Origin of the sequence: Shewanella colwelliana ATCC 39565, from assembly GCF_000518705.1 — a bacterium.
Lineage (GTDB): Bacteria > Pseudomonadota > Gammaproteobacteria > Enterobacterales > Shewanellaceae > Shewanella > Shewanella colwelliana.
Genome location: NZ_JAEC01000039.1, coordinates 1 through 16,935 on the forward strand (window position 1 = coordinate 1; position 16,935 = coordinate 16,935).

The following is a 16,935-nucleotide window of genomic DNA, read 5'->3' on the forward strand; positions in this document are numbered from 1 at the left end:
ACTAACGAGCAAGTGCACAACACCATGATGAACGTGGTGGCCGAGAAAACCGGTTACCCAACAGAGATGCTCGCCCTAGAGATGGATATGGAAGCCGATTTAGGTATCGACTCTATCAAGCGCGTTGAAATTTTAGGCACAGTGCAAGACCAGCTACCGGGTCTACCTGAGTTAAACCCAGAAGATTTAGCCGAGTGTCGTACCTTAGGTGAAATTGTTAGCTATATGAACAGTAAGCTCGGCGCTTCATCAATCGCTGCGCCTGTAAAGGCTGAGCCCTTAAATGATAAGCCTGCTGCGATCTCAAGCGAGCCGAGTGTTGAACTGCCACCTCACAGCGAGGTAGCGCTAAAAAAGCTTGATGCGGCGGAGTTAGTTAACAACTGTTTCGCCGCTAACACTCACGTTGTGATCAATGATGATGGCCATAATGCAGGTGTGCTAGCCGAGAAACTGGTTAAACAGGGCTTAAACGTGGCTGTAGTGCGTTTACCGAAAGGTCAACCACAGTCACCGCTAAACAGTGATATCAAAAGCTTTCAAGCTGACAGTGTAGATGAAACTGGCATCGCTGCTGTAATTGCCCAGATTGAAAAGCAGTTAGGCACTATCAGCGGCTTTGTTCACTTGCACCCGCAAGAGGCGCAAGCAACAGATAATAGCAGCGTGCAGCTTAGCGACGACAGCTTCAATCACTTGAGCCAAGCCTTCTTGTGGGCCAAGTTGTTGCAAGCTAAATTAACCCAAGATACCGGTGCGCGACGCGCATTCATCAGCGTCAGTCGTATTGACGGTGGCTTCGGTTATTTAGACCTTGAACAGTTAAAAACTGCAGAGCTCAACCAAGCCGCACTGGCTGGTCTCACCAAGACATTAAGTCACGAGTGGCCAAGCGTATTTTGCCGTGCATTAGACATCGCACCAGCATTGGATGCCAGCCGCTTAAGTGATGCCATCGCCAACGAGCTGTTTGATAGCAATGCAACATTGAACGAAGTAGGTTTAAGCCTCAATGAGCAAGGTCAACTGCAGCGCACAGCCCTGATTGCAGGCGATGCGAGCATAAAAACAGCAAAAAGTGAGCTGAACAGCACAGATAAAATACTGGTGACCGGGGGTGCAAAAGGCGTAACCTTTGAGTGTGCCCTAGCCCTAGCTAAGCGTTGTCAATCTCACTTTATCTTGGCGGGTCGTAGCCAACATGTGACCCTCAATAATCTGCCAAGCTGGGCTCAAGGTAAATCTGCCTCTGAGCTCAAATCAGCCGCTATTGCCCACATTATTGCCTCGGGTGACAAACCAACGCCTAAGCAAGTGGACGCCTTAGTGTGGCCGGTACAGAGCAGTTTAGAGATCAATGCCGCGCTGGATGCGTTTAGCGCCGTAGGCGCGAGCGCCGAATACATCAGCATGGATGTGAGCAATACAGACTCGGTTAACAGCGCACTAAGCGCTATCACTCAGATAACGCCAATCACAGGCCTTATCCATGGTGCAGGTGTCTTGGCTGACAAACATATCCAAGACAAAACGTTAGATGAACTGGCACGGGTTTATGGCACTAAAGTCAACGGACTCAAGGCGTTGCTTTCTGTCATTGATACCAGCCAGCTAAAACTGGTTGCCATGTTCTCCTCGGCGGCGGGTTTCTATGGCAATACAGGCCAAAGCGACTATGCCATGTCGAACGACATCCTTAACAAAGCGGCACTGCAACTGTCGGCAAAGCACCCAAGTGCCAAAGTGATGAGCTTTAACTGGGGACCTTGGGATGGCGGCATGGTTAACCCAGCGCTGAAAAAGATGTTTACTGACCGAGGCGTGTACGTGATCCCACTGCAAACTGGCGCTGAGTTATTTGCAACCCAACTACTCACAGAGAGTGGTGTACAACTGCTCGTCGGCACCGATATGCAGGGAAATAGTAAAAGTAACACCGCCGCTAAGGAAGCAACGGTAAAAAAGCTTAATGCGGGTGAGGTGCAAGTTGCACAGCGCCCGCAGCGTGACGTCACCGCATTGACTGAAGTGACACTTAAGCGAGTGCTAAAGCCTGAGGCATTGGCCTTTGTTCAAGATCACCGCATTGGTGGCAATCCCGTATTGCCAACAGTCTGTGCTATCCAATGGATGCGCGAAGCGGCGCTTGAGCAGTATGGGCTAACGCTCATGGTGCAAGACTACAAGTTACTCAAAGGCATAGTGTTCGACTCAGGCGAGAGCCAAGCCTTAATGATGATCTTAACCCCGCAATATGAAGCAGGGGCACTCAAAGGCATTAAGGCGTTGATCAGCTGTGAAGGTCGGCCTCAGTATCAGGCACTATTAGTCAAAGCAGGCGACGTGCAACATAGCACTAAGCATTTTGATGATCTTAGCCAAATCACGCCAGTGACCGACAAAGCTGCGCTTTACAGTGACGGCACCCTGTTCCATGGTCCGCGTTTACAAGGGTTAGAAAAGGTATTGCGCTTTACCGAGCACGGCTTAGTGGTTAGCTGCCAACTGCCTAATGTGGCCAAGCAAGATTGTGGTGACTTTACCCCAAGCTTAACGGCTAAAGGGTGTCAGCCTTTTGCGGAAGATCTGCTACTGCAAGCGATGCTAGTTTGGGCAAGATTAACCTATGGCGCGGCCAGCCTACCCTCCACCATTGGCGAGTTCGTCAGTGTGCTACCTATGGGCTTTGGCGAGCAGGGCTATATCGAACTAACCGTTGTAAAAGCCAGTAGTCGACAGCTCGTCGCTGATGTCGCCCTGTATCATCAAAATGGTGAGCTCAGCTGCTCGATGACATCAGCAAAAGTGACCATTAGTAAAAACCTAAACAGTGCATTTGTTGCCGACCAAATTAAAGAGGGCAATGTGTGAATAGCCCCTCTTCATTGTCGGTAACCAACACTCCAGCACAAAACAAGGGAGCGATGCCACTGCGCATCGCCACCTTGGCACTGCATCATGGCGAGGGCTTGCCGCTTGAGTTAGCTCAAGAGCAGCCCATTGAGCTCTTGCTGGAGCAGTTTGGTCCAACCCTTGAAAAAGCCATCGATCTGGTCACCATTGGCGAGATGGTTTGGCTAAAGTCACCCTCAGACTCACTATTACTGTTACCCGCTATCGATGCGGCTAAGCGCAAATTGCACCCTCATGCTTACATGGCGGGGCTGCAATTTGCCAGTACGGCACAGACGTCACTCAACATGGCGATGGCACAAGCAAAACGCGCTGTTGCTGCATTAGGTCAACACTTAACTGTTGACAACAATGATAGCCAAGCGCAATTTACCGCACTATTTCAACTGGTGCATGACATAGGCCGGCGTAACCTACGTCGCCTATCGGGTGACAACACTTACAAGCAGCATTATTGGTTTAATCCTCCTCACCAAGCGCGTGTCGCAGCATTGAGTCTAACCGACGAGCAGCAACGCGACGCGGTTACCAACATGACCTTGGTACTGACCCAAGGGACGGGACGAATTAAGGCACGCTCACTGTTAAATGCCAGCCAACTATTTTTCCCACTGACCGGCACCAGTGAAGCAGAGCTCAATCAACAGCTGTGGACCTTAGCGGCAAAGCTCGATGCCATCAGTTCTGTTCAGCAACTGCTCACCTTGATGCAAACTAACCTCAATCATTTTGCTGAAAATCGCGCAGGTCGTTTTGCCATGGTATTACAAGCCAATGGCATCGCAGCGATGCAGCAAGAGATTGCCGCCATGAGCGATGCGTTAAGCAAACTATTTAGCACTCAAGGCCAATATAAAACCCCCGCAGGGAGCTATTTTAGTGCCGCCCCACTGGGACAGTCTCAGTTAGCATTTGTCTACCCAGGGGTGGGAACGGTTTATCAAGGTATGCTCAGCGAGCTTCACCTCTACTTCCCAGCGCTCTATGCCCGTCTAGAACAGCAAGGGGAGCTGCAGGCAATGCTGCAAAGTCATGCTATCTACCACAGCGATAAATCAGTGGCAGCCAATATGTCACTCGATGCCTTAGCTATCGCAGGCGTTGGTGCCAGCTATTTGCTGACAAAACTGTTAGTTGATGAGTTTGATATTAAACCGAAGTTTGCTTTGGGTTACTCCATGGGCGAAGCCGCCATGTGGGCGAGCTTAGATGTTTGGCGTGATCCACATCAGCTGATCACCAAAACACAAACCGATCCGCTATTTACCTCTGTCATATCCGGTGACCTAACCGCAGTGCGTCAAGCCTGGCAGCTCTCGAACGACGAGTCTATAGAGTGGAACAGTTTTGTTGTTCGTAGCACACCAGAGCCGATAACAGCTCTGCTCGACCGTTACCCAAGGGTCTACTTAGCCATTACCCAAGGCGACACTTGCGTCATCGCCGGATGCCAGCACAGCTGCCAAGCCCTGTTAAAAGAGCTAGGTAAGCGCGGCATTGCCGCCAACCGCGTCACCGCCATGCACACTCCCCCCGCCTTAACGCAACATCAAGCGGTTATCGAATTTTATCGTCAGCCATTGCTCGATGAAGCCACCAGTCATGAGGTGAAATTTATCAGTGCTGCCGATACGGGAAAAGGCAAGGATTGCTGCGTTGCAGCAACATCAGGCCAGTTGGATAGCCAATGCATTGCCGAGTCGATTGCCGATACGTTCTGCAATACCTTAGATTTTACAGGGCTTATCCATAGCGCCAAGCGCCAAGGTGCCAAGCTGTTTGTTGAAGTTGGCGCCGACCGCCAGAACTGCACCTTGATCGATAAGATCCTCAAAGACGACAGTCAAACGACCCACTGCTGCACCGTACCCGTCAATGCCAAAGGGGGCAGCGATACAAGCACTCTGCTAAAGGCGATTGGCCAGTTAATCAGTCACCGAGTTCCCGTAAGCCTAACGGTGCTGCAACTTGGTCTTAAACGTGAGCTAGACAAACTGCCCAACGACAGCGCGCCGAGCCACCACGCTAACCCATTATTACAAGGAGAAGCATAATGCCTTCGAACGAAGCGCCTTCTCAACCATGCAAAATAGCAATTGTCGGATTAGCCACCCTCTATCCCGACGCCAAAACACCTAAACAGTTTTGGCAAAACTTGCTCGATAAACGCGACTCACGCACCACATTAAGCGACGCCAAACTCGGTGCTAACAGCGCTGACTATCAAGGTGTGCAGGGACAATCTGACCGTTTCTACTGCGATAAAGGTGGCTATATTGAAGATTTTAACTTCAACGCTAATGGCTACCGTATTGCCGCGGATCAGCTTAATGGTCTCGATGACAGTTTCTTATGGGCACTGGACACCAGCCGCAATGCGCTGCTTGATGCGGGGGTAACTCTTGACTCGCCGCTGCTTGAACGCACTGGCATCATCATGGGCGCGCTGTCATTCCCCACGGCTAAATCAAATGAGCTGTTTTTGCCGCTTTATCACAATGTGGTAGAGAAGGCGCTGCAAACCAAATTAGGCAGCCGCGATTTCCGCCTGCAATCCTTTAACGCGCAAACCCAACACACTGCATCGATTGATTGTGCCAACGGGGCTATCGCCCATAACGCCTCAAAGATTGTGGCCGACGCACTGGGTCTAGGTCGCGTCCAGTTAAGCCTGGATGCCGCGTGCGCCAGCTCAGTTTATTCACTTAAATTAGCCTGTGATTACCTAGCAACGGGCAAAGCCGATTTAATGTTGGCGGGCGCCGTATCGGGTGCCGATCCATTCTTTATCAATATGGGTTTTTCCATTTTCCATGCCTACCCAGATCATGGATTCTCTGCACCCTTTGATAAAAACAGCAAAGGCTTGTTTGCCGGTGAAGGCGCTGGCGTATTAGCGCTCAAACGTCTCGACGATGCCGAGCGCGACGGCGATAAGATCTACGCCGTGGTCAGCGGTATCGGTCTGTCTAACGACGGTAAAGGCCAGTTTGTACTGAGCCCAAATAGCAAAGGACAGGTAAAAGCTTTTGAGCGAGCTTACCGAGGCAGCGACATTGCCCCTGAAAACATCGAAGTTATCGAATGTCATGCCACCGGCACACCGTTAGGGGATAAAGTTGAACTGGCCTCAATGGAGCAGTTTTTCACTCCACGTCTCAATGGCTCGGCTGCCCCTCTGGTTGGTTCGGCCAAATCTAACTTGGGTCATCTGTTAACCGCTGCTGGTATGCCGGGGATCATGAAAATGATCTTCGCGATGCAGGAGGGCATACTCCCCCCAAGTATCAATATCAGCGACGCCATTGGCTCGCCAAATGGTCTGTTTGGCGCTAACACCCTGCCTAACCAAGTCACTCCTTGGCCTGTAAAATCAGGTAACCAAGAGCGTCTTGCTGGGGTATCGGTGTTTGGCTTTGGCGGGTGTAATGCTCACCTATTATTAGAGTCTTACACCGCTAAACAGCCAAGCGCTGCAAGCGCACCTTCACAGGCCTGCAGTAACGGCTCAACTCCCGCATTTGCCATTAGCGGTATCGCCAGCCACATTGGTCCGCTAAGCACCATTAATCAACTCGATACCGCGCTACAGCAGGGCGAAAATGCCTTTATTTCCCTTCCTGCGAAGCGCTGGAAAGGACTCGACAAGCACCCAGAGCTATTAGCCAAGTTTGGTATAAACACCATTCCCCAAGGGGCTTATGTCGACAGTTTTGAGCTGGATTTTTTACGCTTTAAACTCCCACCTAATGAAGATGATCGCTTGATCTGTCAGCAACTGATGTTAATGAAGGTGACCGACGAAGCCATTCGCGATGCCAAGCTAAAACCCGGCCAAAAAGTCGCGGTGTTAGTGGCGATGGAAACTGAACTAGAACTGCACCAGTTCCGCGGCCGCGTCAATCTGCATACCCAATTAAAACAGAGCCTCGCAGCCATGGGCGTGACACTCACAGACAGTGAATATCACGCCCTTGAAACCATCGCCATGGATAGCGTCCTCGATGCCGCCAAGCTCAACCAGTACACCAGCTTTATTGGCAACATCATGGCATCGCGTATCGCATCCCTTTGGGACTTTAACGGCCCAGCATTCACCATCTCAGCAGGTGAGCAATCGGTGAGTCGTGCACTCGATGTGGCCGAAAATATGATGAGACAAGAACAGCTTGATGCGGTGGTGATTGCCGCGGTCGACTTGTCTGGCAGTGTCGAGCAAGTGATGCTAAAGAATGCCATCGCGCCAATGGCTGCCACGCCAAATGATCCTGGCTGGAAACTGGCTGAAGGCGCAGGGGCGATAGTCCTCGAACCACTTGCCCAAGCCAAGCAAAATTATGCCACCATTGAGAGCTTGAACTTTGGTGCCACCAGCAGAGTTAGCCGTGTTATTGATGAGCTACTCACGCTCACGGGAACCCATAGCGAACAGATAAGCCTAGTGGAACAAAGCATAGCACCAAGCAGCGCACTGACCCCAAACCAGTTGCAACAAGCATTGCCGCTAACCCATGCACGTTATGAGCAGGGCCAACAACAGCTTGGACACAGCTTTGCCGCTGCAGGTATAACAAGTCTTATCTATGGATTGCTACGCCTTAATCAGCAAGGTGCTCAAGGCGCAAGCCAGCATGCTGTGATTGCTAACATCAGTGAAAATCAGTGTGCGCTAACCCACATCAGTCAGAGTGCTGCACAGCGCAGCGCTCTGACTCAACGCTTAGCCCATACTTTAGGCACTCATGCTGAACGTAGCCTAGTGAAAGAGGTTAGTTTAGGTGGACGCAATATCTATCGCCATATTGTCGACACGCCAGTGCTTCAACTTGACACAATTAAGGCTAAAGTGGCCGCAGCGCGCGTTGCGCCGCCAAGCTCAAATGCGCCTGCGCTGATCAGCTACCCACTGCAAGAAAGTGAACCGTCAGCGAATATCCCCTCTTCAGCCACAGCGCCCTCACCGGCACAGATTGCTAAAGCAATAGGTACCCAGAACATCATGACAAGTAAAACACCCAGCGCATTCAATGCGAGCCACTTAAACCTGCCCCAAGGCGAGTTAGCGGCATTTCAACATAACCAGCAACTCGCACAGCAGGCGCATATCGCCTTCCTAAAAAGCCGCGAAACAGGCCTTAAAGTGGCTGACCAACTGCTAAAGCAGCAGCTTGCACAAGCCACTGGCGCAGCGCCGATTGAGACGCAAGTACAGACTCACTCTCAAGTGCTGGTAGAGGCGCAGCCAATATTGAAGCCACAGCATGACAAAGTAGAGCCTTATCGTGCCCCAGTGCCTGCGCACCAGCCATGCATCTGGGATTACCACGACCTCGTTGAGTATGCTGAAGGCGACATCGCCAAAGTATTTGGCCCAGAATATGCCTCAATCGATAACTATTCGCGCCGCGTTCGCCTACCGACCACCGACTATCTGTTGGTGTCGCGGGTGACGAAACTCGACGCCAACATTAATGAATACAAGCCAAGTTCAATGACCACTGAGTATGACATCCCAGAGGATGCGCCTTACTTAGTCGATGGCCAAATTCCTTGGGCAGTTGCCGTTGAATCGGGTCAGTGTGACTTAATGCTAATCAGCTACTTAGGTATTGATTTTGAAAACAAGGGTGAACGCGTTTACCGTCTACTGGACTGTACCCTCACCTTCTTAGGCGACCTGCCACGGGGCGGTGACACATTAAGATACGATATTAAGATCAACCACTATGCCCGTAACGGCGATACCCTGTTGTTCTTCTTCTCTTATGAGTGTTTCGTTGGCGATACCATGATCCTCAAGATGGATGGTGGCTGTGCTAGCTTCTTTACCGATGCAGAGCTGGCAGACGGCAAAGGTGTCATTCGCACAGAAGATGAAATTAAGGCCCGTAATAGCGCAACTAAGCTGCGCTTTAATCCGCTACTGGATTGCCCGCAGACTCAGTTCGATTACACTGCGATTCATAAGCTATTATCGGCCGACATTGCAGGCTGTTTTGGTCCGTCACACGCAGGTTCACCTCAACCGTCACTGTGTTTTGCCTCTGAGAAGTTCTTGATGATCGAACAGGTCAGTAAGGTCGACAGAACGGGCGGTGCATGGGGACTTGGGTTAATCGAAGGTCATAAGCAACTGGAACCTAACCATTGGTACTTCCCTTGTCACTTTAAAGATGATCAGGTGATGGCAGGCTCCTTGATGGCAGAAGGCTGTGGCCAGTTACTGCAGTTCTACATGTTACACCTAGGGATGCACACCCAAACGAAAAATGGTCGTTTCCAACCACTGGAAAATGCCTCACAAAAGGTACGTTGTCGTGGTCAGGTTATTCCGCAATCGGCCCAGCTCACCTATCGTATGGAAGTAACCGAGATTGGTTTCAGCCCACGTCCTTATGCCAAAGCCAACATCGACATTCTGCTCAATGGCAAAGTGGTGGTGGATTTCCAAAACCTCGGCGTGATAATCAAAGAGGAAGATGAGTGCACCCGCTATGAGGCACCATTGGCGGTTAGCAGCACAGTGCCTGCTGACTCAGTAAGTGTTAAAAAGAGCTATCAAGGTGCGTCAATCAATGCACCCTTAATGGCACAAGTGCCTGATTTGAGCGCTGCGCCTAACAAAGGCGTGATCCCGCTGTCACATGTAGAGGCACCACTCACACCAGATTATCCCAATCGCGTGCCTGACACCGTGCCGTTTACGCCGTACCACATGTTTGAATTTGCCACAGGTAATATCGAAAACTGCTTTGGCTCTGAGTTTTCAATTTATCGCGGAATGATCCCGCCACGTACCCCGTGCGGCGATCTGCAGTTAACCACCCGCGTAATAGAAGTTAACGGTAAACGTGGGGAATTTAAAAAGCCGTCAAGCTGTATTGCCGAATATGAAGTACCAACGGATGCGTGGTATTTCGATAAAAATAGCCACCATGCTGTCATGCCCTATTCGGTGCTGATGGAGATCTCTTTGCAGCCTAATGGCTTTATCTCTGGTTACATGGGCACCACATTAGGCTTCCCAGGGCTTGAGCTGTTTTTCCGTAACCTAGATGGTAGTGGCGAGCTACTACGCGATGTCGACCTGCGCGGTAAAACCATTGTCAACGACTCGCGTCTGTTATCGACGGTGATGGCTGGCACTAATATTATTCAAAGTTTCAGCTTTGAGTTGAGCACCGACGGTGAACCCTTCTATCGCGGCACCGCAGTATTTGGCTACTTCAAAGGCGATGCGCTTAAAGACCAGCTGGGCTTAGACAATGGCAAAGTGACTCAGCCTTGGCATGTGGCCAAAGGCATTAGTGCCGACACAAAAGTGAACTTATTAGATAAAGCTGGGCGCCACTTTAATGCACCGGCAAATCAGCCTTACTATCGCCTTGCTGGCGGACAACTCAACTTTATCGATAGCGTCGAGATTGTCGATAACGGCGGCACAGAAGGCTTAGGTTATCTCTACGCTGAGCGCACTATCGATCCTAGCGACTGGTTCTTCCAGTTCCATTTCCACCAAGATCCTGTAATGCCAGGTTCGTTAGGCGTTGAAGCCATTATCGAAACCATGCAAACTTACGCCATCAGTAAAGATTTGGGCGCTGGATTTAAAAACCCTAAGTTTGGCCAAATTTTGTCAAACATTAAGTGGAAATATCGCGGTCAGATCAACCCACTCAATAAGCAGATGTCGATGGATGTGAGTATTACCTCGATAAAAGATGAAGGTGGTAAGAAGGTGATAACAGGTAACGCTAGCCTAAGTAAAGATGGGCTTCGTATCTATGAAGTCACCGACATTGCTATCTGTATCGAAGAAGCTCTTTAAACGAATTGCTTGAGGCATTGGCGTTCCCGCTAATGCCTCAAGTTAGACAACCGAATAAAGCATAAAAATGATAAGGGTCTTATTTAAATGAATCCTACGACAACCAACGACAAGTTATCGCCATGGCCTTGGCAAGTAAATGATGCCGACATCACTTTTGATACGGCTGCCATGGCCGCGCAACTGAAAGATTTCAGCCGCGCCTGCTATGTCATCAATGACAGCGACAAAGGCGTTGGCATCGCGACCGAAGCCAACTTAATCACTGAAGGTAAAGCCAAAGGCCATCCTGTCAGTGCTTTCACCCCGGCACTGGGCACTGAGAGCCTTGGCGACAGCAACTTTCGCCGTGTTCACGGCGTAAAGTATGCCTACTATGCTGGCGCCATGGCGAACGGCATCTCCTCAGAAGAGCTGGTTATCGCCTTAGGTAAAGCGGGCATTCTCTGCTCATTTGGCGCTGCGGGTCTGATCCCAAGCCGGGTTGAAGCCGCTATTAACCGCATTCAAGCGGCGCTGCCTAATGGCCCTTACATGTTTAACCTTATCCATAGCCCAAGCGAACCTGCACTAGAGCGTGGCAGCGTCGAGCTATTTCTTAAACATAAGGTTCGCACCGTTGAAGCATCAGCTTTCTTAGGCCTCACACCACAGATTGTTTACTACCGCGCAGCAGGGCTTAGTCGCGACGCCCATGGCAACATTGTTGTTGGCAATAAGGTGATCGCCAAAGTAAGCCGCACCGAAGTGGCAGAGAAGTTTATGATGCCAGCACCGGCTAAGATGCTACAGAAACTTCTTGATGAAGGGTTGATCAGCGTCGACCAGATGGCGATGGCGCAGCAGATCCCCATGGCTGATGATATTACGGCCGAAGCCGATTCTGGCGGCCATACCGATAACCGTCCTTTGGTTACATTGTTGCCGACGATTCTAGCGCTGAAAGAGGAGATCCAAGCCAAGTACCAATACCCAACGCCACTTCGCGTAGGTTGTGGCGGCGGTGTGGGCACCCCAGATGCGGCATTAGCGACCTTTAATATGGGCGCAGCTTATATCGTTACCGGTTCAATCAACCAAGCCTGTGTCGAAGCCGGGGCCAGTAAGCATACCCGCAAGCTTCTGGCCACCACAGAGATGGCCGATGTCACCATGGCACCTGCCGCCGACATGTTTGAGATGGGCGTTAAGCTTCAGGTGGTTAAGCGTGGCACCCTATTCCCGATGCGCGCTAACAAGCTGTATGAGATCTACAGCCGTTATGACGCTATTGAGTCCATTCCTGCCGATGAGCGTGAAAAACTTGAGAAGCAAGTGTTTCGCTCAAGTCTCGACGATATCTGGGCAGGCACTGTTGCCCACTTTAACGAGCGCGATCCTAAACAGATTGAGCGCGCCGAAGGTAACCCAAAACGTAAGATGGCACTGATTTTTCGCTGGTATTTGGGACTATCGAGCCGCTGGTCAAATTCTGGCGAAGTGGGGCGTGAGATGGATTACCAAATTTGGGCTGGCCCTGCACTTGGCGCCTTTAACCAGTGGGCAAAAGGCAGTTATTTAGATGACTACCAAAACCGTAATGCGGTAGATTTGGCTAAGCACTTGATGTACGGCGCGGCTTATCTCAATCGTATTAACAGCATCACCGCCCAAGGCGTAAAATTGCCTGGTGAGCTACTGCGCTGGAAACCCGTTGAGCGCATGGCATAGTGTACTAGATGCTAGAAACTAGGTGCTAATTGCTAAACTCATAAAAAAACCAGCTTACGCTGGTTTTTTTATATTCAGGTTTTATCAAACTCGCGATTAATTCACCTTAGTCACAGTTAAGGTCGGCGAGCTTGCATCAGGCCCCATCACGCTAAAACGATAGCTACCATCGACGGGTACATTAAAATGCATGTTAGCGCCTTTTGAGGCCAAAGTTTTCATCTCCCCTTCCACCACAGTCTCTTCACCTGCAATGGCGCCAAAATCCACGGTCGACCAATCGCCAGTGGCGATCTTAAACTCATTATCTCCCGCACTTAGAGCAATATCGACACTGTAGAGGGATGAGCCTTGATAACTGAGCGCATCCACTTCGCCCCAACCGTTCATGCCACCGCGAATATAAACCGTGTTTTCACCAAACATCTCTGTCTTATGCACGGTTAATACCGGGGCGTTGCGGTCTGACATATCGAACGTGAAGGTGTAAGTATCATCGCTATCGACATCGATACTGAGGTTGCCACCTTTAACCGCCAGCAGTTTCTCAACGCCTAAGGTCACCACACCATCTGCTTCACCACTACCGTAATCCACCGTTGACCAGTCGCTTGATGCAACCTTAAAGCCTTTATTGCCAGCACTGAGCGCTATCTCGGCGCGGTAGATGCTGCCGCCCATATAGACTAACTCATTGTCAGTTCCCCAAGCGTTCATGTCGCCACGTAAGTACACTTGAGTCCCCACAAAAGGCTCTTCGTTGTAAACGGTTAACACTGGGTTTTCTTTATCTGATGCATCGAGTGAGAATAGATAGGTTGCATCGATAGCGGCATTAAACTTAAGGTTTGCCCCTTTCGCAGCAAGCTGCTCTGCCACATCTTGCACCACGTCGGCATCAGCAGCTGAAACGCCACCAAAGTCAACGCTGCTCCAATCGGCTGAGGCAATCTTAAACTCGTAGTCACCCGCAGCCAGCGTAATAGCAACGCGGTATTCACCGCCGCCTAAATAGACAAACTTATCCTCTTCACCCCAGCCATTCATGCCGCCGCGCACAAACACCTCAGTGCTGCCATAAGGCACTACATCTGGTGCGCCCGCGGTTGCTGTGGCGCTCAAGCCTTCGCCCTGCATGCTGCCTTGCTGTTTAACAAACACCGCCGTGGTATAAGCAGGCACAGTAAAGGTGCCCTCATCGGTACCTTGGCTAAAACTTGCGCCGCGCACTGTGCTGTCAATCGATTGAGCCAGCGTTGAGTGCAAGCTAAAACCTGTGGCCGTTGGCACTGTATGTGATAGCTCTGCATTGCTGCCATTGACCATCACCACCATGGCATCGACACTGGGGTCGAGATCAAGCAGCTCTACACCATCATCGACACTCATGACTATCACGCCTTGGGTCTGGTTTTTACCTATATTGTGGAAACCGACTCTGTCTAAAATCGCTTGCTCAGAGGTTAATCGCAGCAGCGGGCTGTCGCGACGAATACTCAAGAACTCATTGAATGCCATTGAGGCAAACTCAATCTCAGACGTTGATGCCGCCGCATTGGGGTTTGCCGAGATCCCAGCGATCTGCTGCCACTTGCTGCCGTTATCTTGCGCCAACGGCAGACCTACGTTCCAGTTGTTACTGGCTTTGGTGAAGTCAACCCAGTTAAACCAGTCGCCGGAATCATAACTGTTTCTGTCCATCGATTTAGAGCGAAGCATATCGCCGCCCATCTGCAAGAACGGAATCCCCTGGCTCATCAGTGGAATGGTTGCTGCGATATTTTGCACCCGCACACGATTTTCTAGGCTGAGCCCCACATCATGCTTGGTCTGTAAAATATCCCACAGCGTTTCGTTATCATGCTTTGAGACATAATTGATGCTGTCGGCAGGGTCAAGCGCATAAGCCGTTGGCTGCGAGTTCCAGCTAAAGCTGCTGCCTGTTGCCGTATTGCCATTAAAATCTTTTAACAGGTAGTTTTGCAGATTGCCGGCCATGGAAAGACGCAGCGTATCTTGGTCACGCAGGTAGTCATCCTTTTGCTCTAGCGCAAACAGCGCACCGCCACGCACCGCTTCACGGATCCGGTCGTTGAAGGTGCCAACCTCTGAGCCTGCCATATTGGCCTGAGTCGCTTGCTCAAACAGCCGATTATCTGCCACCTCACCAAAGTTCCAGCCTTCACCATAAAAGTAGTTATCGGCATCGACCGCTTGCACGGCTGTGCGAGCATCGATAATACTCTGTTTAGGCATGTGCCCCATCACATCGAAACGGAAGCCGTCGAAGCCATACTCTTTGGCTAAGATAACCAGTGAATCAGTAACAAATTTGTCCATCATGCGATGCTCTGTGGCCGTATTGTCACAGCAGGTAGATGACTCTATGGCGCCCGTCACTTCGTTGTACCTGTGATAATAACCGGGCACCACTTTATCGAGCACTGAGTTGTCCCACAGTCCTGATGCACTGGTGTGGTTATAGACTACATCCAGTACCACTCTAAGCCCCATCTCATGCAGTGCTTGGTTCATGGCGCGTAGCTCTTTGATACGCGCCGTGCCATCTGCCTCACTGGCATAGCTGCCTTCTGGTGCAATAAAATGCTGTGGATCGTAGCCCCAATTAAAGCCATCAACACCACGCATCGTGTTGACTAGATCCTGTGCATCGCCAGAACCTGGCAGGCTGTCAGCCAAAATAGACGCTATGCTTGCTGATTTATCTTGAGTCTTACAGGCGTTGGCATTGTCTTCAATCTTGGCACACAGCGTGGCTAAGGTATCGGTTATCTCAATGCGCTCATCGCTGTTTTCATTGATGGTGGCAATATCCGTCACGGGTAACATATGAAAGTGAGTGACACCACTTTCGGCCAAGGCTTTTAGATGAGTAACGGGTGCGCTGTCTGTTTCGGTAAAGGCTAAATACTTGCCACGATTGGCCGCAGAGGTGCTCTCATCACGAATACTAAAGTCACGAATATGGCCTTCATAAATCACCGTTTCCTCAGGATTTGCAACCGTCGGTACGCTATGTTCATCCCACCCTTCAGGCTTGAGCACGTCGCTACTCAAGTTAACAAATTGGCTGTAACGGCCATTACTTGAAACGTTAAGCGAATAGGGATCGGTGGATTCAATCACCTCGATTTTCTTAGTCACTGGGTGATAAACCGTCAGCGCAAAGCGATAGAACTGCATATCCAATGACATATCACCGGCATAAGACCAGATACCTGTGGTGCTATCTAATGTCATCGCCTTGGTATCAGTGAGGTTTTTTCCGCTGTCATACAGCTTTAACTCAACCTTTTGCGCGGTTGGCGCCCATACCTTGGTTGTAATCTCTGCATCGCTGTAAAGCACACCAAGCGTGGCTTCATCGGCATCGTTTTCGGCGTTAGTGTACAAGTCATCGAGTACCTTAGCCGCTTGCACAAAGGTAGCAGCAACAGGCTTGTCGTCACTGTCATAGGCCGCTAGCACTAACTGCTCCTTTGCGATCGCTTTGGCTTGATCTGCGGACAACTCAATATGATAAGCAGGCCACGCGGCCAAGTGTGGCACCAGCGCTTTTTGCTCATCGCTGAGTTCGCTAGGGGTTACTGTCACTTGGGTGCCAGAAATCACATTGTTGTCATCGGCCTCAATGCCCGCATTAGCCGAGTGATGCAGTGCAAATTTAGCGATGCCATCTGGGTCTTCATTCCACACTAAGGTATTTCTATCTAGCCAATGAGCGCTTGCTCCGCCAATAGAGAATCCCACCTCTAAAATAGGAAAATCATAGACATCGCTCTCACCATGAATAGTAAAATTAATGCGATCAAACTGCGCTTCAGGCGCGGCACTGTCATCGAATGGCTTAAGGTTCATGGTCAGATCACCGTCACCTAACGCCTTACCCGATCCTTCAGTGCCTTCATGAACAATAAAGTTGGCGCACTCACTGTGGCCCGCTTTCAGGTTTAAGATCCAGTAAGCCCCGTAGTTAGGGTCTATGCCATCAAAGGAGTGGCCGTTAGCCCAGTCAGTTGAATCAAATGGCGGCGCAAAAGCATCACAGGTGTCGTTATTCCATGTGTGCAATTTAAAGCCAGGGTAATTAGGATTACTCCCTGAATTATCTTTATCTTTGATGCGGTTGTAATAGAGCACCGCCTGCTCTACCGTCGGCGTCGCTATCGGCAATGGCAGGTCAGGGTTATAACCGACGATACAACTTTCATTGTTGGCATCGGGAAATTTAGGCGCCTTACAACTGATGGGTGGCGGCGCAACACAGCTAGTGCCCGTGGCGTCGGGCACCATAGGTACATCACAGGTCAATAATACTTGGCCGGGCTCAGACGAGTCCCCACCGCAGCCAGATAGCGCACCCACACTGACGGCGACGGCCGTCAGTTGCATGATTCTAGAAAACCTCATCATGAGTGATTTCTCCCTACAAATTTAGTTATTGTTATGGCTAGGTCGGCGTA

The 16,935-nt window shown here is 50.5% G+C and carries 5 protein-coding genes; 4 read left to right on the forward strand and 1 reads right to left on the reverse strand.

The features are described from left to right. The 4 genes from L876_RS0115010 to pfaD form a co-directional block, all read left to right on the forward strand. On the forward strand, positions 1–2,871 hold a 2,871-nt coding region (locus tag L876_RS0115010; protein ID WP_028764554.1), incomplete at its 5' end, for an SDR family NAD(P)-dependent oxidoreductase. Further along, a complete protein-coding gene (locus L876_RS21870; RefSeq protein WP_051413151.1) occupies positions 2,868–4,967 on the forward strand; it encodes a PfaB family protein in 2,100 nt (699 codons plus the stop codon). The genes L876_RS0115010 and L876_RS21870, both read left to right, overlap by 4 nt. Continuing rightward, complete coding sequence (locus tag L876_RS0115020) at positions 4,967–10,741, forward strand: hotdog fold thioesterase (protein ID WP_028764555.1); 5,775 nt, start codon at positions 4,967–4,969, stop codon at positions 10,739–10,741. The genes L876_RS21870 and L876_RS0115020 overlap by 1 nt, the downstream gene beginning before the upstream one ends. An 87-nt stretch (positions 10,742–10,828) precedes the next feature. After that, positions 10,829–12,451 (forward strand): eicosapentaenoate synthase subunit PfaD, encoded by a 1,623-nt coding sequence (gene pfaD, locus L876_RS0115025; protein ID WP_028764556.1) that lies wholly within the window; start codon positions 10,829–10,831, stop codon positions 12,449–12,451. 96 nt (positions 12,452–12,547) lie between these two features. Here the strand turns inward: pfaD and pulA are convergent, their stop codons facing one another. Further along, positions 12,548–16,885, reverse strand: coding sequence for a pullulanase-type alpha-1,6-glucosidase (gene pulA / locus L876_RS0115030; RefSeq protein ID WP_028764557.1), 4,338 nt, complete (start codon positions 16,883–16,885; stop codon positions 12,548–12,550). Positions 16,886–16,935 lie beyond the last annotated feature (50 nt).

Excerpts from the sequence above, each read along its gene's own strand:
- L876_RS0115020 (WP_028764555.1), top strand. The coding sequence starts at position 4,967 with ATGCCTTCGAACGAAGCGCCTTCTCAACCATGCAAAATAGCAATTGTC.
- pfaD (WP_028764556.1), top strand. The coding sequence starts at position 10,829 with ATGAATCCTACGACAACCAACGACAAGTTATCGCCATGGCCTTGGCAA.
- pulA (WP_028764557.1), bottom strand. The coding sequence starts at position 16,885 with ATGATGAGGTTTTCTAGAATCATGCAACTGACGGCCGTCGCCGTCAGT.